The organism is Paenibacillus durus (assembly GCF_000756615.1).
Lineage (GTDB): Bacteria > Bacillota > Bacilli > Paenibacillales > Paenibacillaceae > Paenibacillus_AQ > Paenibacillus_AQ durus.
On record NZ_CP009288.1, the window covers coordinates 1,862,686 to 1,880,347 of the forward strand.

At 50.7% G+C, this 17,662-nt stretch carries 14 protein-coding genes and 1 pseudogene; 8 read left to right on the forward strand and 7 right to left on the reverse strand.

All coding sequences use genetic code 11. The features are described from left to right. Positions 1-36 precede the first annotated feature (36 nt). Together nagZ and PDUR_RS08450 are read left to right on the forward strand one after the other, a co-directional pair. Entirely contained in the window at positions 37-1,962 is a 1,926-nt protein-coding gene (nagZ, locus tag PDUR_RS08445) for a beta-N-acetylhexosaminidase (RefSeq protein ID WP_233277507.1), read from the forward strand. After that, the gene (locus PDUR_RS08450) at positions 1,959-3,146 is read left to right on the forward strand and encodes an anhydro-N-acetylmuramic acid kinase (protein WP_042205890.1); all 1,188 of its coding nucleotides are present in this window, start codon (positions 1,959-1,961) and stop codon (positions 3,144-3,146) included. Before nagZ ends, PDUR_RS08450 begins: the two co-directional genes overlap by 4 nt. Positions 3,147-3,171: 25 nt before the next feature. Here PDUR_RS08450 and PDUR_RS08455 read toward each other — a convergent pair whose 3' ends face one another. Continuing rightward, positions 3,172-4,299: an MFS transporter gene (locus PDUR_RS08455; protein ID WP_156130373.1), complete on the reverse strand. Its 1,128-nt coding sequence runs from the start codon at positions 4,297-4,299 to the stop codon at positions 3,172-3,174. A 132-nt stretch (positions 4,300-4,431) separates the two neighbouring features. Between PDUR_RS08455 and PDUR_RS08460 the strand changes: the two genes are divergently transcribed. Further along, the gene (locus PDUR_RS08460) at positions 4,432-5,778 is read left to right on the forward strand and encodes an RNA-guided endonuclease TnpB family protein (RefSeq protein ID WP_042205891.1); all 1,347 of its coding nucleotides are present in this window, start codon (positions 4,432-4,434) and stop codon (positions 5,776-5,778) included. A gap of 551 nt (positions 5,779-6,329) precedes the next feature. Here the strand turns inward: PDUR_RS08460 and PDUR_RS08470 are convergent. Next, positions 6,330-6,755: a hypothetical protein gene (locus PDUR_RS08470; protein WP_042205892.1), complete on the reverse strand. Its 426-nt coding sequence runs from the start codon at positions 6,753-6,755 to the stop codon at positions 6,330-6,332. 102 nt (positions 6,756-6,857) lie between these two features. Between PDUR_RS08470 and PDUR_RS08475 the strand changes: the two are divergent. Next, positions 6,858-8,416, forward strand: a pseudogene (locus PDUR_RS08475) (IS5 family transposase). 150 nt (positions 8,417-8,566) lie between these two features. Here PDUR_RS08475 and PDUR_RS08480 read toward each other — a convergent pair. Continuing rightward, positions 8,567-9,232 (reverse strand): NAD(P)H-dependent oxidoreductase, encoded by a 666-nt coding sequence (locus tag PDUR_RS08480; protein WP_042205893.1) that lies wholly within the window; start codon positions 9,230-9,232, stop codon positions 8,567-8,569. Between the two features lie 441 nt (positions 9,233-9,673). Here PDUR_RS08480 and PDUR_RS08485 point away from each other — a divergent pair, with 441 nt between their 5' ends. After that, entirely contained in the window at positions 9,674-10,624 is a 951-nt protein-coding gene (locus tag PDUR_RS08485) for a VanZ family protein (protein ID WP_042205894.1), read from the forward strand. A 165-nt stretch (positions 10,625-10,789) separates the two neighbouring features. On the opposite strand, the gene PDUR_RS08490 is transcribed toward PDUR_RS08485, so the two are convergent. Together PDUR_RS08490 and PDUR_RS08495 are read right to left on the reverse strand one after the other, a co-directional pair. Then, positions 10,790-11,332, reverse strand: a complete 543-nt coding sequence (locus PDUR_RS08490; RefSeq protein ID WP_052410128.1) for a carbohydrate-binding family 9-like protein — start codon at positions 11,330-11,332, stop codon at positions 10,790-10,792. Positions 11,333-11,485: 153 nt separating this feature from the next. After that, on the reverse strand, positions 11,486-12,388 hold the full coding sequence (locus PDUR_RS08495) for an AraC family transcriptional regulator (RefSeq protein ID WP_042205895.1): 903 nt from the start codon (positions 12,386-12,388) through the stop codon (positions 11,486-11,488). Between the two features lie 185 nt (positions 12,389-12,573). Between PDUR_RS08495 and PDUR_RS08500 the strand changes: the two genes are divergently transcribed. Genes PDUR_RS08500 through PDUR_RS08510 form a run of 3 tightly spaced genes read left to right on the forward strand, consistent with a single transcriptional unit; the run spans position 12,574 to position 15,502 of the window. After that, positions 12,574-13,428 (forward strand): sugar phosphate isomerase/epimerase family protein, encoded by an 855-nt coding sequence (locus tag PDUR_RS08500; protein ID WP_042205896.1) that lies wholly within the window; start codon positions 12,574-12,576, stop codon positions 13,426-13,428. A gap of 15 nt (positions 13,429-13,443) precedes the next feature. Beyond that, on the forward strand, positions 13,444-14,457 hold the full coding sequence (locus PDUR_RS08505) for a Gfo/Idh/MocA family protein (protein ID WP_042205897.1): 1,014 nt from the start codon (positions 13,444-13,446) through the stop codon (positions 14,455-14,457). A gap of 31 nt (positions 14,458-14,488) precedes the next feature. After that, the gene (locus PDUR_RS08510; RefSeq protein WP_042205898.1) at positions 14,489-15,502 is read left to right on the forward strand and encodes a Gfo/Idh/MocA family protein; all 1,014 of its coding nucleotides are present in this window, start codon (positions 14,489-14,491) and stop codon (positions 15,500-15,502) included. Positions 15,503-16,007: 505 nt separating this feature from the next. Here PDUR_RS08510 and PDUR_RS08515 read toward each other — a convergent pair. Next, positions 16,008-16,394, reverse strand: a complete 387-nt coding sequence (locus tag PDUR_RS08515) for a hypothetical protein (protein ID WP_042205899.1) — start codon at positions 16,392-16,394, stop codon at positions 16,008-16,010. Between the two features lie 284 nt (positions 16,395-16,678). Beyond that, complete coding sequence (locus PDUR_RS08520) at positions 16,679-17,536, reverse strand: SDR family NAD(P)-dependent oxidoreductase (RefSeq protein ID WP_042205900.1); 858 nt, start codon at positions 17,534-17,536, stop codon at positions 16,679-16,681. Positions 17,537-17,662: the final 126 nt, after the last annotated feature.

A 17,662-nucleotide genomic window follows, 5' to 3' on the forward strand; every position in this document is an offset into this window, starting at 1 on the left:
TTCGCAAGTTTAAGTTACGGAAGGAGAAATGGCAGCATGGAGCGGCAGAATGAGGAAACGTTCGCAGCGGCGAAAGCTCAGGAGATGGAGGATGATGCGGCAAAAGCGCCCGATTACGCGGCGCCGGAGACAGAGGCAGCGGCGGGGAGGGGGTTATCTGATGCGCCGGACGTTCCGGACGTTTCCAGTCAGGTGGAAGAGCTCCTCGCCGGAATGAGCCTCAGGGACAAAATCGGTCAGATGCTGATCTGCGGCTTCGAAGGAACCTCTATGGACGGTGATCTCCGGCGGCTGGTCACCGACAATAATATCGGCGGCGTCATTTATTTCGCCCGCAATGTGGAATCACCGGCGCAAATTGCCCGGCTTACCGCCGATTTGCAGGACGCGGCCGCGCAGAGCGGAACGGCGCCGCTCTGGATCACCATCGACCAGGAAGGCGGCATGGTCGCCCGGATTACCGAAGGCGTCGCGCTGATGCCGGGCGGAATGGCCATTGCCGCCGCCGGGTCGGAGCAGGACGCCTATTTGGCCGCTTATACCAGCGGCCGGGAGCTTGCCGCCATGGGCATTAATCTGAACTATGCCCCGGTGCTGGATGTCAACAACAACCCGCGCAATCCCGTGATCGGGGTGCGGTCCTTCGGCGAGTCGCCGGAGAAGGTCGCCCGGTTCGGCGCGGAGACGCTTCGCGGCTTTCAGGATGCCGGTGTCGCCGCGACAGCCAAGCATTTTCCCGGTCACGGCGACACCGATGTCGATTCTCATCTCGACCTGCCAATCGTGCCGCACGACCGGGAGCGCATGGAAGAGGTAGAGCTGAAGCCGTTCAGGGAAGCGATACGGGCGGGTGTAGATGCCATAATGTCGGCACATATTTATTTCCCCGCGCTGGAGACCCGGAAGCTTCCTGTAACCCTCTCACGGGCGGCGCTCACCGGGCTGCTGCGCGAAGAGCTTGGATTCCGGGGCATAATCATGACCGACTGCATGGAAATGAACGCTATTGCCGAGCATTTCGGCACGGTCGAGGCTTCCGTGATGGCGGTCGAGGCCGGCGCGGATCTCGTGCTGGTCAGCCACCGTCTCGACCGCCAGCTCGGCGCGATTGGAGCGATTGAACTGGCGGTTAAGGAAGGCAAATTAAGCGCGGAGCGCATCGACGAATCAGTGCGCCGTCTGCTTGCCATGAAGCTATGGCGCGGCGTGTTGGGCAACCGGCTGTCGCCGGAGGGCCAACCCGGTAACCCCGCAGCCAGTATCCCCGTTGACATTGATCCCGTCATTATCATCCCTGACCCTATTGATCCTGTTGTGGGAATTCCGGAGGCAAGCGGATCGGCTTCGGGTGATACAATTCAGAGCGCCTCTTTTACGGCGGACTTGTCTATCCTGAATAGTCCGGAGCACCGGGAGATTGCGCGGCGAATCAGCGAAGCAAGCATGACGCTTGTGCGGCATGGCCTTCCGATGCTGCCGCTGGGCGGGGAACGGACGCTGGTCATCACCATCGCACCGGCGGTGGCAACGCTCGTCGATGAATCCATGACGGCAGGCGCCGGACTCGGCTCTGCGCTGAAGCGGCATGGTCTGGACTGCGGCGAGGTTGTTATTCCGCCGTCCGAAATTGCCGGGAGTCTCGATTCACTGATCCGTGAAGCGGTGTCCGGCGGATATGGGCACTTCGTTGTCGGCACGTACAACGCGCAATTCGACGCCGCGCAAATCTCGCTGGTGAAATCCCTGCTTGCGCTGAGGAAACCGCTCGCGGTGGCCGCACTGCGCAATCCCTATGACCTGCTGGCATTTCCGGAAGTGCAGGTGTACGCAGCGTCCTACGGGTCCCGTCCGCTTGCGCTGGACAGCATGGCGAAGGCGCTGCTGGGCCTCATTCCGTTCCGGGGCCGCCTGCCCGTATCGCTCGGAGAGCTGCATCCGGCTGGCTGGGGGCTTGAGCTATGATCGGGCCCCTGTGGAATAAACGGAGGGCGACGGTCCTCGGACTGATGTCCGGCACCTCGCTGGACGGCATCGACGCGGCCATTGTGTCCATCGAAGGCGCTGGGCTTGCGGCGAAGGCGAAGCTGCTGCATTATTACAGCGTCCCATATGACGAAGCGCTGCGCGAGCGGCTGAAGGAGCTGTGCACCACCGAGCGCTCCTCGGTGGACCTCGTTTGCGGCATGAACGTCTACCTCGCCGAGAAATTCGCCGAAGCATCCATAGCGGCCGTTCACAGCGCGGGGATGGAGATGGAAGAGATCGATCTCATCAGTTCCCACGGCCAGACGGTGTGGCATATTCCGGAAGAAGACGCCGTTGACGCTTATAAGGTCCGTTCAACGCTGCAATTGGGCGACTTGTCCGTGCTCGCCAAGCGGACAGGCCGGCCTGTCGTCGGTGATTTCCGCCCGGCCGACATGGCGGTCGGCGGTCAGGGCGCACCGCTCGCCCCATACGGTGACCTGATTCTGTTCCGCCATCCCTCGAAGGGGCGGCTGCTGCAAAACATCGGCGGCATCGGCAACTGCACCGCTCTGCCGCCTCTTACCGGACCCGAAGACGTATTCGCATTCGATACGGGCCCCGGCAATATGGTGATCGACCAGACCGTATATCTGCTGTCGGATGGCAAATGGACCTATGACGAAGGCGGCTCATGGGCCGCGCGGGGGAATGCCGACGAAGCGCTAGTGGCAGAGATGCTGGAGCATCCCTATTTTGCCATGGAGCCGCCGAAATCCACAGGCCGCGAGCTGTTCGGAAAGGCGTATGCCGCCGAATTCGTCTCCCGGGCCGTATCGCGGGGCCTTAGCGAAAGCGATATTGTCGCAACGGCGACTGCCTTCACGGCCCGGACGATTGCGGAAGGCTGTAACCGCTTTGTCTTTCCCCGCTGTCCCATCGACGAGGTAATCGTCAGTGGCGGTGGGGCGCATAACCGTACGCTGCTGAACATGCTGCGGCAATTGCTGCCGGGGCAGTCCATCCTGACCTCGGGCGAACTGGGCGTCAGCGACGATGCGAAGGAGGCGGTCATTTTCGCGCTGCTGGGAAATGATTTTATGCACGGCATCAGCAACCATCTCCCTTCGGCTACCGGCGCGAACCGTTCGACGGTACTGGGGAAGCTGGCTTTGCCGTAAGGTTATGGATATCATGTTGCAATAATTAAAGCTTTCGAATCGGTGTGATCAGAGCGATCGTTACTTCCAAGACCTTGGCTGCTGCCGCAACGGCAAATACTGCCCGGGGATCGGTCCATTCGGAAAGCGCAGCGCCTGTCATTGCTCCTAAAGGCATGGCAAGGCGGGTCAATACTCGTGAAAAACCAAGGACCCGTCCGATCATATCCGAGGGAATAGTCTCTTGGCGAACGGAAGTGACGATTGTATTCCAGGCTGTATTGCAGACCGTTACGGCAAAAAAAGCAATGCCAGGCGCCAGCCAGAATTGACTGATTGAAGCAAAAACAAACCCGGCGCTTCCAATTCCCAAGAGTACCGGAATCAACTTTCCCCGAGGGAAATGATTCTCCAGCGGAACGGCCAGAATACTGCCGACAACCCCCCCAAATCCCAGCAGGGTGTAGTTAAGACTGCTCTGCTGCGCGTTAAGATGAAGTGTGTTCAACAGATAGAACATTAGCACGCCGAAAGCTGCACTGTACCCGAAGTTTCCGATCATCGCTTGAAACGAGAAGGATAGGTTGATTTTGGAATGAATCAGCCAGCGGAATCCTTCACCGATGTCTTTGAAAATCTGCGAAAGGCTTGTCCGTGACTTAGGTTTATTGAAACTGGGCATGAGTATTAGAACAATAAGAGTTCCTGCGAATGAAACGGCATCCAACCAAAGTGAATGGAACCCGCCGATGGAAATAATCAACGCACCTGCAAGCAGCGGTCCCGCCAGCTCCGCAATTTGATTGGTCAACTGGTAGGAAGCATTGGCGCGGGTTAGCTGCTTGGGTGCCAAGGCAGGAATGATGGCTACAGTGGATACATCAAACATGAGAGAAAGTATAGTGAGCACGAATGAAATTGCATACAGCGCCCAAAGCTGCAGCTGGCCAGTGAAGTGAAGGAGAGGAATCAAGGCGACGAGCAGCGCTCTCGAAATATCGGTAAAGATCATAAGCTTTTTACGTTCCCAGCGGTCAACAAGGCTTCCTGCGAGTGGACCAAACAAGACAATCGGCAGGACGCTCACCGCATACATGGACCCCATTACGATACTGGATTGAGTTAATTTGTAGGAGATCCACGGAATAGCGAAGGTAAATAAAGAATCTCCCAATCTTGAATAGATTTAGTGTCGCAGTCCCCCACCTCTCCAACAGCGAAGGTGAGGGTTAGACACGTTCGCTTCACCAAACATACGTTCTTGTGTTATACTAGACTCATCAAACTTGTGATGGAGGCGTATCTCATGAAGGTGGTCAAAACACTCAAACATCCGATTACGTCTCACCACCGCATGCTAGATGCGACTCTTCATGTGTATCAAGAGGCGCTGTCGTTCTTGATTACGGTCATTCATGAGCAGTTTATCGCCTTGGAATCGTTATCCACCCAAGCGGTGGTGACGGCGGTAGAACGGTTGACTCATCGTACCAAGCATAATCCGAATCCGCTCTACCCCGAGTTTGATCAACGCTTTTATAAGTTTCCTTCGTACTTCCGCAGAAGTGCCATTGCAGAAGCGTTTGGCATGGTGAAAAGTCATCATTCCCGTTTTGGGCTTTGGCAAGCCGAGCGGCAACGCGCCCAGCAAGAAGGGAAACGCTTTTCAAAGAAACCGCCGACACTTGAGGCTCATCATCAGGCGTTCCCTTGCTTGTACAAAGGCAATATGTTCATTCGAACCTCCGATAGGGCAGCCAACATCAAGGTATTTCATCAAGGCGATTGGGTCTGGCTCCCCATTACCTTTAAGGGGCAGGACCTATTTAAACGTAACGTGTGGAACATGAAAGAATGCAACCCCAGATTGGTCCGAAAAGGAAAACGCTATGCCCTTCATATCGCCTATGAGGGGGATGTGAAGTTGACTCAGACGGAATTTTCCAAGCAGCGGGTGTGTGCCGTTGATTTAGGGCTAACGAATTCCGCAGTCTGTTCCGTGATGGACGCAGGCGGCACTGTCTTGGCGAGGAGCTTTATCAACCAAGCCAAAGAAAAAGACCGGATGCGCCAAATCACAGGCAAACTGAAACAAGCCCAGCGACAATCAGGTCTAGGTGCAAAACCGAATTTTTGGCGGCGGATGAACGGCTTACAGACGCATATCGTCCACGATACCGCGCATCAAATCCTCGCCTTTGCCCAAAAGCACAGCGCAGAGGTCATCGTCATGGAGTATTTAGGCAAGATGCGTCTGCCTAAAGGAACGTGGGGAGCCAAGCGGCTTCGTGCCAAACTCCAGTTTTGGGCCAAACGGCGCATCCAAACGAAAGTGACCGAAATGGCGCATTTCCTGGGGATGCGGGTTTCCATGGTCAACCCGGCGAATACCAGTGCGCTTGCTTTTGACGGCAGTGGATTTGTACAACGCAACACAAAGCGTGATGTTGCTGTATTCGCAACAGGCAAAACGTATCACGCGGACCTTAATGCCTCGTATAACATCGGCGCACGGTACGTGCTACGTAATATACAAAAAGCCACCTCTGAAAAGATGTGGTTGTCCTTGGAGGCAAAAGACCCTTCATTGGCAAAACGAACGTATTGGACGTTGGCTTCCCTCATTAGGGTGCAACAGGCGTTGAGACTTTAAACATGAAGCTCGCAGCGTGTGCAACCCTGTATCGATGCCAACTGAAGCTCCCACTTCATGCGTATAGCTAAGTGGGGGAGAGTTCACATGAACATTCCTATTAAAAAACGGATATAGGAGATAGGCAGCTGGAACAGTGCGGGAGCAGGACTGTCTGTCCATCCGTATTGGGCTGCAGCGGTGAAACCGGACTTGAATTTGCCATGAGTGTACCTCTTTCGCCTTTTATAAAATATATAGCCGAGGATAATATAGTTCTTCTTACTTGGAAAAAATTTTGCTGCTACGATGACTATAGAAATTCAACAACATTTGCATTAGACCTATTAAAGAAGCATTCGAACAGTAATTTTGTTGTAGATGCAAGAAATGGATTTAAGGATGAGAAGGACGATGTTGAATGGGGTTTTTCAGTATTGCTGCCAGCCATGTCAAGAACAGATTGTAAGATCGTTGTGTTTATTATGGAAGAAAGAATTTAGGAAGTATTTTACAGTCAAGAAAGTTACAGGATATACAGAGGCCGTTAAGTATATTACAGGATAATTGCGTTACTTTATTCCATTCCATTTAATTTCGTTAGAACCAGCATCTTTTTTGGCCAAAATAGGAAAGTTTTCCTTGTCGATACCGAGCTCTTCAATACGTAAATTGTAGGGCCGCAGCATTTTCGTGGAATCTTTCACATGAGTATAAGAAGCGGCATTCTTGAGATAGGAATCGACAGCTTGCTTCAACTGTTCAATCGTTATTTTGTTATGGTCAATGCCAATTCCTACGCTGAATAATTTTTTATCAGAATCGCTTGAAAAACCTGTAAGTGTGACACCGGGTTCGTCCCTTAGTTGATTGAGACTCTTGGCTAAGCCGTTTCCGATTTCAGAAAACTCTTTAGCGTCGCTGCTTTCCTTACAGCCAGTGGATAGTGTTAGTGAGCCCATTATAATAACGGTAAATAGGGCTTGCTGAATAAACAAAAACTCTTACTCCCACAAGGAATAGAAGCCGTTTTTGTCGAAATCATCTGCAAGGAAATACTCGAAAAATGCAAAAAAACCTTGCAGATGGAGTGAATTATCATGTTTGAACGGATAGAATCGACCGACGATCTTCTCAAAGATTTTTACCTGCCCTTTGGCGGCAAACTGAACCCCAACAATCGGTGGGTGAAGCTGGCCAAGCTCGTTCCCTGGGAGCAAGCGGAAGAAAAATATGTAAAGGTGTTCGGCGCACCCGACGAAGGGCAAAAGGCGTATTCGGTACGTTTGGCTTTGGGCTCCCTGTTGATCAAGGAACGTCTAGGCTTAACCGACCGGGAAACCACTTTGCAGATCATGGAAAACCCCTATTTGCAGTATTTTCTGGGTTTTGGCGGTTACGTGGACAAAGAGCCCTTCCATCATTCCTTGATGACTCACTTTCGCGACCGGTTGGGTCCCGACATCCTTCACGAGGTCAATGACTGGATCATAAAAGAAGGGCTGAAGGCCGAGCAGGAAGCAGCAAAAGCAGCGGCTAAAGCCAAGGAACAAACACGTGATGACGACGATGATCACCCGGGGGGTGGACAAATGGTCATGAAAATGGACGACACCCTAACGATTCTGAAAGTGGATACCACGCCGGAAAAGTCTCAACAAAAGGGCAAGGCCAAGTCCCTCTTTCGTCTTCTTCCCAATCCCGACGCACAAACCCATCGCGGCACGTTGATGCTGGATGCAACCTGTGCGCCTGCCGACATCAAGTATCCGACAGATCTGGGGCTATTGAATCATGCTCGTGAAATCCTGGAAGGTATCATTGACGCATTGCATCAGCCGCTGATCGGTGCACGTACCGCAGACAAGCCCGTAAAGCGTACCTGCTTGTATCTAAACAACGCCAGCCCAAAGGTAAAACGATCCGCAAAGCGGTCAAGAAGCAGCTCGGCTATGTGGGTCGGGATCTGCGAATCATTGAAAACCTGAGCCAGCAAACCTCGCTGAGTACTTTGAGCAAAATGACCTATCGCCGTTTGCTAGTCATTCGCGAACTGCACCGGCAGCAACAAGAAATGATGAATGGCGGAGTGCACCGGGTGGAGCATCGAATCGTAAGCATCGAACAGCCGCATGTCCGACCGATTGTCCGGGGAAAAGCCGGAGCGTCCGTCGAGTTTGGAGCCAAGATAGCAGCCAGTCTGTCCAACGGATACGCCTGGATCGAAACGATGCAATGGGACAACTTTAACGAATCGGGCACCCTGCAAGATGCGGTGAAATCGTACAAAGAGCGTTTTGGCGCGTATCCGGCGGTGATCCTGGCAGACAAGATCTACCGGAATCGAGAGAACCTTGCCTACTGTAAAGGGGTGGGCATTCGTCTCAGCGGCCCCAAACTGGGCAGGCCTTCAGCAGAAAACCAGGCGACACACCGTAAGCAAGAACGGCAAGATGCAGCGGAACGCAATGCGATCGAAGGCAAGTTTGGAGAAGGCAAACGCCGCTACGGGTTAGGCTTGATTCGAGCGAAAGGCGCGGCAAGAAGCCTGACAGTAATCGCCCTTTCATTCATGGTCATGAATTTGGAGCGCCGGTTACGGGCTCTTTTTGTCCATTTTTTCGGCTGGGTTTTCTATAGGCCACTTACCGGGTGTTAACCAAAACCGATATGTTGTTCAGCAAACCCTAAATATGAGATGACGTAAAGTTAACTTCATAAATTTGCCTCCCCTTTAAAATCCATACAAAAAAAGGCCATCCCGCTCGTAGAAAATTCTACTTTGGAACAGCCTTTTTCGTCTATGCTATTATCGAACCCACTCCACGATCTGCTCGATCGATTGTCTTGTTTTGGGACGAGGCTCTTGAAGCCGGTAGCCGAATGCAACCATGCAGGCGATCCCGAAATTCTCCTTCAGGATTCCTTCTTCTTTCAAAATTTGCTCTGCTTTTTCTTTGTCGAACCCTTCTATTGGGCAGGAGTCGATTCCGATTAGAGCGGCGGCGGTCATCATATTGCCCAAAGCGATATACGTTTGCCGGGCACCCCATTCAAAAGTAACTCTTTCATTCTCAAGCAGCTTGAAATCATTTTCTTGGAAGTTATGATAGGCTTTCCCTTTGCCCTGCTGAACTTCCTCTGGAAGCAGTTGAACTTCTTTCATCATCCTTTGGATATGTGCGGAATCAGCAACCATATCGTCCTTTGTGCGGGAGAGAGCGATCACGAAATGGCTCGATGTCGGCAATTGCTTTTGGGCTCCCCATGTTACCGGAAGCAGCTTCTCGCGAATCGCCGGGTTTTGGAGGACGACAAATTTCCAAGGCTCAAACCCAAACGAACTTGGGGATAGACGCCCGGTTTCCAGAATAAAATCAAAGTCGGCGTCGCTTATTTTTTTGTCTGCGTCAAACTCCTTACAAGCATGCCGAAATTGATAGGCTTTGATAATTTGATCTTTTACATTTTGCATAGGGATAGCTACCTTCCTTTATTTGTATTTTTTTCTTATAGGCATATTGTAGTACATAAATATCAACAATCATAGTACGCACATTAATGTTGTATAGTATCTTTTTTTATACCATGAGCTCCTAAGTACGTCTGCCCGATTCTAAACAGGCATCAATTCCTGTACCACTTAAGATAGTGACAGCTTTGAACCGGCGACCTCTTGCTCCCGATTAAAATATTATTATAAGCCGCGCCCTACCACTCGATCACTTTAAAGACTCTACAGATAGACCTTCCAAAGAGCATTATTTTCTTGAAATTACCACTAAATGTAATTATAATTATAAATATGATGATAATTGTATTTTTTATTATATAGATATTGCATATTCATTAGAAGAATGTATGGTATTCATGGTTTCTAATAATTGTAAAAAATTGTAAAGTGAGGCCGGGTATCATGGGATTTAAACTGGACAGAAGGCGAATGTTACAGATCATTTTTTATATGTTGTTTGCCGCGTACGCATTATTCGCACTAAATATTATACTGTTCAAGACCATTCCTTTAACGGCTTTATTTACTGCCCAACCAGTATCATTAAGAAGTATAAATATCATTCCTTTTCACACGATTGGCGTTTATTTCACCGAATCCATGGACATTGAGAGAGCACTCACAAATATATGTGGCAATATTGTTATTTTTGCTCCCTTGGGAATTTTTATATCATACATAGATGTGAAGCGGTCGTTAGGTTTTAAGGCTTGCATTCTCCTGATGACCACGCTGTCATTTGAAATTCTTCAGTATGTTTTTGCTTTAGGCAGCAGCGATGTGGACGATATTCTTTTGAACTTCACGGGAGGGTTAATTGGCATAGCAATATATATAGTGCTAAGTAAGATCATTCACTCCAGAGATCATCTCCTTATGGCCATAGTCGGCTTTTTTCTCTTGGCGGGAATCAGCGGGACAATGGTAATCGGGAAGGTTGACCGCAGTTTACTGCCTTTTGCAGCTACTGAGATGGTATACGTAGATGAAAATAAGCAACTGATGGCTGGGCTGGACGAAGGAAAAGCCGATCTATTTGGCGATTTGATATCTGTTGAGGCGGGTGCGATTAATGTAAAAAGGAATCCCAAGTATAATGTTATACTGGAAACACCTCAAACATCGGAAACCAGAGATGAATATAGCAGCATACCCTACGATGCCTCAACTAAAATTATTATCAGGCATATTATTTTCGTTAAAGATCAGCTCATAAGCAGATATAATGAGGGAACAGCCTCTGGCTTGGCTTCTATTCTGGATTCAACAGATACCGTTCCTACAGTGAGAGTCTGGCTCTCAAGCGAGAATAAACAAGCTGCCCAGACGCTACTCATAAGTTTCATGGATTGAAAATTAGATTATATTGCTGTACTAATATGAACTCCTCGTACCGCAGTCTAAGAGACGTCTTTCCATGAATCTATGGGAAACGTCTCTTTTTTGCAGCGTTGACCCACATTCTGGGCTTGGCTTTTCTCTTGTCTCTCCCCATTCAGGCAGCGGCTTCTTGCCCAACTACCCAAACACCAATTCCCCAAAAAACCGGCTCAGATGGTAATCAGGCGAAGCGGAACCGACCCGGTTCCAGCACCCGTAATGGGGGAGCGGCGTTTCGTCTCCGCATTTATAGAAATTGCCCCGAAAGGTCCCACCTGATTGTGCCTCGAAGCCGGAAAACCGGCTCTGCAGCCACTTAAAAGGAATCGCAAAAGCCAGCTCCCAGTACGTATCCCTGCTATGTTCATCAATCCGGTTAAGCGCTGTTTCGATTTGAAAAATTGCCGGAGAATCCGCAAGGGTCATCCGGTTCTCCCTTCCTTCGCCCATCTGCAAGAGGAGGGTTCCGCCTGCATTGAATTCGAAATTAAGGTAGCGCGGGTCGGAGCCGGGAAGCGGCTGCATGAAAAATTCGACACAGCTGTCCGTGTAGACCGGATCATTTTGCTCCTTATACCGGACGAGCGGATCTTGTTCAAAAACCTTGAACTGGATGTGCAGCAGCTCGGATGTGTAATATCCCCTGACCTCGACCTTGGGGTATACCCGTTGTCTAGCCAAAGATACCGGTCCACAGCGAGCGGGGGAATATCCTTCCAATCTTTTGAACCCGAATGGTTTGCAACCTTGTACAATCTAGTTTCGTTCATGGCAGGCGCCTCCTTTTGGCGGTTAACAGAGTGAAGTACGAAAATCGGCCTTATATAGACGGTATCACAATATCCGGGACAGCTTGCGGTACGCGCGGGGGGAAATGCCCTCCTGGGAAGAAAAGGTCCTGCTGAAATAATGGATATCCGGATAACCGACCCGCTCCCCGACCGTCTCGATCGTCCAGTCTGTCTCTCTGAGCAGCTTACGCGCTTCCCGGTGCCGGATGGAACGGAGATATTCGCCCGGAGGCATGCCGGCAATCTGACGGAACAGTTTGGAGAAATGGTCCTCGTGCAAGTTCATTAATGCGGCCATGGAGCGATTCGTCCAGCCTTGGGCGGGCGCGGCTTCGATCTCTTCAATCAGGGCCCGAATCCGTTCGCCATGCACGGAGGCTTTGGCCAGACGGCGCGAGCTTTGCGTGCGCAGCAGGGAAGTCAGAATTCCGAGCATCAACCCCCGGCAGACGAGCTCATAACCGGGCGGGCGCATCGTAAATTCCTGCACGAGCTGTTCCATAGCATGGATACACTCAGGGGGAGGCGAATAAACCGGATCTTCGGATAAGGGTAAAAAGGGCGCGGCCACCGCTTCCACAGCGAATTTTCCGGGAATCACTTCCTCTTCATTGACCACCATATCTTCTTCGCGCAGAATACGGGATTCGCCGAAAAAATCAAAATGAATGCCGAGCAGCTTCGTGGGAGAAGTCGCGACCGAATTTTGATGATAGACGCCAGGAGAAAGAAAAATAAGCTGTCCGGATGTCAGGACATGCCTCGTTCCATTCATTTTAGTCGTTAGCTTCCCTTGACGGACATACAGCAGCTCGAAATCGTACAGCCTTCGTTCGGGAAAGCTGCAGGGCTGGAGGTTCTGAAACTGGGCGTAATGGATGCCGGGCGACCATTCACCGTAGGGCGTTTCCCTTTTCAAGGAATGGAAATTCTCTCTTTCCTGCATGGCAAGGCCTCCCATAACGAACGGGGCAACCAAAGATATACACCGGAATAATGCAAAAAGTATCTTTTTCCCCTAAATAAATTAAATTTCAGATCTAATATACTATAAAAAAGATAAGGAAAACAGCAAAACACAGTCTACGTTTCTATAAAACGGAAAATAACAAAAATCGGAGGGTGATCCAAGTGAAAAAAGGGATTAATATTTGGTCGTTTCGTGAAGGGACGCCAATCAAGGATTGTGTTCGTTTGGCCAAAGCGGCGGGATTTGACGGAATTGAATTGTCACTGAATGAGTCCGGAGAAATGGGTCTGCAAACGACCGAGAAGGAAGCGCGCGCACTTCGGGAGTCGATCAGCGAGGCGGGGCTGGAGATTGCGGGACTTGCTACGGGACTTTATTGGTCCTATGCGATGACCAGCGAATCGGAGGCGAACCGCACCAAGGCGATGGATGTCTGCAAAAAGCAGCTGGAGCTCGCGGCCGTTCTCGGAGCGGATACCATTCTGGTCATTCCGGGTGCGGTTGGCGTGGACTTCATTCCGGGCTCTGAGGTTGTCGATTATGACAAGGCATATGACCGGGCGCTGGAGGCGATCGGCAATCTGGCGCCGGAGGCCGAGCAATTGGGCGTTTCCATCGGCATCGAGAATGTATGGAACAAGTTCCTGCTGTCCCCGCTTGAAATGCGCGGATTTATTGACGCGATCGGCTCGCGCTTCGTAGGCTCGTACCTGGATGTAGGGAATATCGTTCATTCCGGTTATCCGGAGCAGTGGGTGCGGATTCTGGGCGGCCGGATCAAGAAGGTGCATTTCAAAGATTACCGCCGGGAAGCGGGAGGTCTGCACGGGTTTGTGGACCTGCTCGCCGGAGATGTAGATTATCCTGCTGTCGTTAGCGCCCTTCGGGAGATTGGATACGACGGTTATGTGACAGGCGAGATGATTCCTGCTTACAAGCATTACACGGAGCAAATCATTTTCAATACTTCCGCGTCTATGGACGCTATTTTGGGACGGACTGATTATAAAGCCTAAACGGGAGTGAGGGAAATGCTTAAAGTAGGACTGGTAGGATTCGGTTTCATGGGCCGGATGAATTTTGACCATTACGTCAAGCTGAATGAAGACGGCTATCCGATCACGCTGAAGGCGGTCTGCGACCCGCGGATTGAAGAACTGAAGGGCCAAAAGGCGAGCGGAAATATGAGCACGGCCCGTGAAGTATACAATTTGTCCGCCTATCATCTATATCGTGATCTGGAGGACATGCTGGCGGGCGAGGAGCTGGATGCCGTCAGTCTGGCAGTCCCTACGTATCTGCATGCCGAGATGGCTTGTTCGCTGATGGAACGGGGCTATCATGTGTTTTGCGAGAAGCCGATGGCCCGGCATTCGGCAGAAGCGGTTAAGATGGCGGAAACGGCGGCGCGGACCGGAAAGAAGCTGATGGTCGGGCATTGTCTTCGGTTCTGGCCGGCTTATGAATATTTGAAGGAAACGATAGACAGCGGGAAATTCGGTCAAGTTACGGCTGGATATTTCTACCGGGGCTCCGGCGCGCCGAAGGGCTGGCTGGTAAATGAAGAGCTGAGCGGCGGCTGCATGATGGATATGCATGTCCACGACACCGATATGATTCAATATTTGTTCGGGAAGCCGGAGAAGGTTTCGGCGCTCGGAAGGAATGTCCTGCCGGGAAGCGGATACGATATCGTGTCCTCTCATTATTACTACAAGGATGGAAAAGTAATCAATGCGCAGGCGGATTGGACGCTGGAAGGGGATTTTGGCTTTTATATGGGCTACCGGGTCAATTTCGAGCGGGGCAATCTGGTATTTGACGGAAGTCAGGTCAAAGTCAATCCGAACAGCCAGCCCGGCTTTACGGCGTATCTCTCTCCGCATACGGGTTATTATCGGGAGCTGGTTTATTTTTTGGACGCCGTTCTTCAGGATAAGCCCGTTAGCGTGTGCACGCCCGAAAGTACGGCTCAGTCCATCGAAATCATTGAAGCCGAAATGGAATCCGCCCGGCATGACGGGGCATGGGTTACACTATTTTAAACGATATCAATTTAGCGGGGTGGTTTATGCCATGTTGAAAATAGGATTGGTCGGGTTCGGCTTTATGGGCCGGATGCACTTTGACAATTATGTCCGCTTAATGGAGGAAGGCTGCCCTGTCTCGCTCACCGCGATCTGCGATCCGCGGATTGAAGAGCTGAAAGACGGCAAAGCTGGCGGGAACATGAGTACGGCCCGTGAAGTGTATGATTTATCCGCTTACCATCTCTACACCGATCTTGAGGACATGCTGGCGAACGAGCAGCTGGATATCATCGATATTGCGGCTCCTACGTATCTGCATGCCGAAATGGCCTGCTCGCTGCTGGAACGCGGCCACCATGTATTCTGTGAGAAACCGATGGCGAGACATTCGGCGGACGCCTGGAAGATGGTGGAGACGGCTGCACGCGGCGGTAAGAAGCTTATGATCGGGCAGTGCCTCCGGTTTTGGCCGGGTTATGAATACTTGAAGGATATTGTGGACAGCGGCAAGTTCGGACAGGCAACGGAAGGCTATTTCTACCGGGGCTCCGGAGCTCCGAAGGACTGGTTCCTTGATGAAAAGCTGAGCGGCGGCTGTATTATGGACATGCATATTCACGATACGGATATGATCAACTATCTGTTCGGCAAGCCGGAGAAAGTATCGACCCTTGGGCGCAATGTGCTTCCGGGAAGCGGATACGATATTGCCTCCTCCCATTATTATTATAAGGACGGAAAAGTCATCAATTCCCAGGTGGACTGGACACTGGAGGGCGATTTCGGCTTTTACATGGGCTATCGGGTCAATTTTGAAGGGGGCAGTGTGGTGTTTGACGGAAGCCAGGTCAAGGTGAATCCGAATGACGCCCCCGGCTTTACCCCGGAAATCTCCCCTGAAGCCGGCTATTACCGGGAGCTGGACTATTTCCTGGATGCGGTCATCCATGACAAGCCTGTTGACGTTTGCACGCCTGAAAGCGCGGCGGAATCGCTGGAAGTCGTGGAAGCGGAGATGAAGTCAGCGGATGCCCAAGGGGAATGGGTGAAGCTCGTCTAAATAGGACAAGAGCCGCACCGATCACCGCTGTTCATTAGCGAACCGGGTTTTGCTGCGGGCAAAGCCCGGTTTTTTTCCAAAATATAAGTATTTATAAACTGAGCGCTTATCATTTTGACTTATATTTCTACGAGAAACGGTACCGTCCCTAAAAGGACGGCGAAGCCGTTTCTTCTGGAAAGTCAATGTTTGTAACTTATTATTCATCATTCTATCATTTTCAGGTAGAATAAGTGCAAATATTGGATTGAAGGGGAAGGCCGAATGAAGAAGATCAAAAAAGTTCAGACACTAGCCTAACCAAGATTTTCTCGGTATCTTTTACAGGATTCACAACCCCCGGATTTTCTAGCGAGCCTACTTCAGTAGATATAAAAATATCTTCTGGATCCTCACTACTATCCAGTGCAAGCCCTAACCGTTGACTCTTGGATGATAGCGGAAAACACAAATAGTCGCACGACAAAGAGAACAGCCCGCAAGCTGTTCTCTTTCACTGTCTGCCTTAGAAGCAGGTGAACGAGCGAATCTGATTCAAATCAATGCCGAAGTACGCCCAGAAGAAACCGAACCATCTGAACCCAGCAATAGAATTACGCCCGACGAATACCGGGTAGAACCAAAATTGCTCGCCGTTGTTCAGCCAAATGTATGTGTTGCGGAACAGGCAGCGTCTGATCCCGCCGGGGTCGATGGCAAATGTGGTGGCCGACATTTGCGGTACGAATTGCGGTGGAGGAGCCGTCGGCGCTTGAACACCTGCCGGTGCACCTCCCGGAAGTCCCGGAGTCCCGGGAAATCCACCTGGAAACCCCGGTCCTCCCGGCATGCCAGGTCCGCCCGGGAACCCTGGAAATCCTTGGCCGGTTCCCGGCGTTGGAAAAAATCCCATATGTGATCGCTCCTTTCAATGTGTAGGCATAATCATCATATGCATTCGCGGAAAGGGCGCTTGGGCGAATGCCAAGAAAAAATCCCCGCCCAGCCGAAGCTGAACGGTAGTGAAATTAAGCCGCCTTTTTATCAATAATAAGATCTAACATAGGCATTATCAGAAAACTTGGCCCTACTTATGATTCGGTTCAACTTACTTCATTCACTTATAAAGCAAATTCCATAAAGGAATCGTCTTCCGTAGATATTTTGAGATTCGCGGATGAAAGAAGGAGCATGTCCTCAGGTGCGCTCACCAAGAAATTCGTGTTTGTAAATCGCATTAATTCTTTCCAAAATGTTCCGCGCTTGATCTTTAAATTTTAAATTTGCAACCTGACCTTTCAGCAAAAACACGCCGGTCTCATTACGGTGTTCCCCGAGGGCCCCCTCATACAACAGGTTCGCGCCGTGGGTAGTCGGAGAGAAAAACAGCTTCATTAGCAAATTAACCACTATGGGCAGTCCGGATTTTGTTCCTTTTCTTAGTGTATTATTGCCACCCGGGTCAACGCTGCGGATCTTAATGCCTTCCTTGGCAAGCTGCGATGCGATAGCCTGAGTCCACAGCGAAAGCGCCAGCTTTGAAGTGGCATAAGGACCGAGCAGTTTGCGGAAGGTTTTGGGGCGTTCCAGGATTTCGATATTAAACTCTTTCACATAGTTAAGTGCTGAAGATGAGGTATTGACCACCGTTTTTAAGCCGCCGTTTTTTAAGAGTTCCTTCAATTCCATCAGAATGATATACGGAACGACCGTCATCAGTTCATAATGTTTCTCACGCCTTTGTTTCGAATAACTTAGCTCGGGAAAGCTCCCGCCGGCATTGTTGAACAAGATGTCGATCCGCCGCTCCTTTCCTTTGATCTCTTCCAAAGTACGTCTCAGGCTGGCATAATCGGCGAGATCCGCTATTTTATAAATGCGAAGCCATCCATTATTGATAGCTTTTTGGATTCTCATATCATCCGCAGGAAAGTCGGAACGGTTCAAAGCAACCACCTGCCATTCCTCCGACAGCAACTTCCGTGTTAATTCCAACCCGATCCCGTTGCTTGCGCCTGTAATCAGTGCGATATTTTCACGTTGGTTCGTGTTCATTGTACGTCTCCTCCTGAAGTCGGGATATTTCCCCCTGATAGCGCACATTCTATAACTTGGAGTCGACTCCAAGTCAAGGCACGTAAGCAAAGTTTTTGTCCTAAGGATAAGAGACTTGACTTGGAG

Excerpts from the sequence above, each read along its gene's own strand:
- PDUR_RS08450 (WP_042205890.1), top strand. The coding sequence starts at position 1,959 with ATGATCGGGCCCCTGTGGAATAAACGGAGGGCGACGGTCCTCGGACTG.
- PDUR_RS08505 (WP_042205897.1), top strand. The coding sequence starts at position 13,444 with ATGCTTAAAGTAGGACTGGTAGGATTCGGTTTCATGGGCCGGATGAAT.
- PDUR_RS08510 (WP_042205898.1), top strand. The coding sequence starts at position 14,489 with ATGTTGAAAATAGGATTGGTCGGGTTCGGCTTTATGGGCCGGATGCAC.
- PDUR_RS08460 (WP_042205891.1), top strand. The coding sequence starts at position 4,432 with ATGAAGGTGGTCAAAACACTCAAACATCCGATTACGTCTCACCACCGC.
- PDUR_RS08515 (WP_042205899.1), bottom strand. The coding sequence starts at position 16,394 with ATGGGATTTTTTCCAACGCCGGGAACCGGCCAAGGATTTCCAGGGTTC.
- PDUR_RS08495 (WP_042205895.1), bottom strand. The coding sequence starts at position 12,388 with ATGCAGGAAAGAGAGAATTTCCATTCCTTGAAAAGGGAAACGCCCTAC.
- nagZ (WP_233277507.1), top strand. The coding sequence starts at position 37 with ATGGAGCGGCAGAATGAGGAAACGTTCGCAGCGGCGAAAGCTCAGGAG.
- PDUR_RS08485 (WP_042205894.1), top strand. The coding sequence starts at position 9,674 with ATGGGATTTAAACTGGACAGAAGGCGAATGTTACAGATCATTTTTTAT.
- PDUR_RS08520 (WP_042205900.1), bottom strand. The coding sequence starts at position 17,536 with ATGAACACGAACCAACGTGAAAATATCGCACTGATTACAGGCGCAAGC.
- PDUR_RS08480 (WP_042205893.1), bottom strand. The coding sequence starts at position 9,232 with ATGCAAAATGTAAAAGATCAAATTATCAAAGCCTATCAATTTCGGCAT.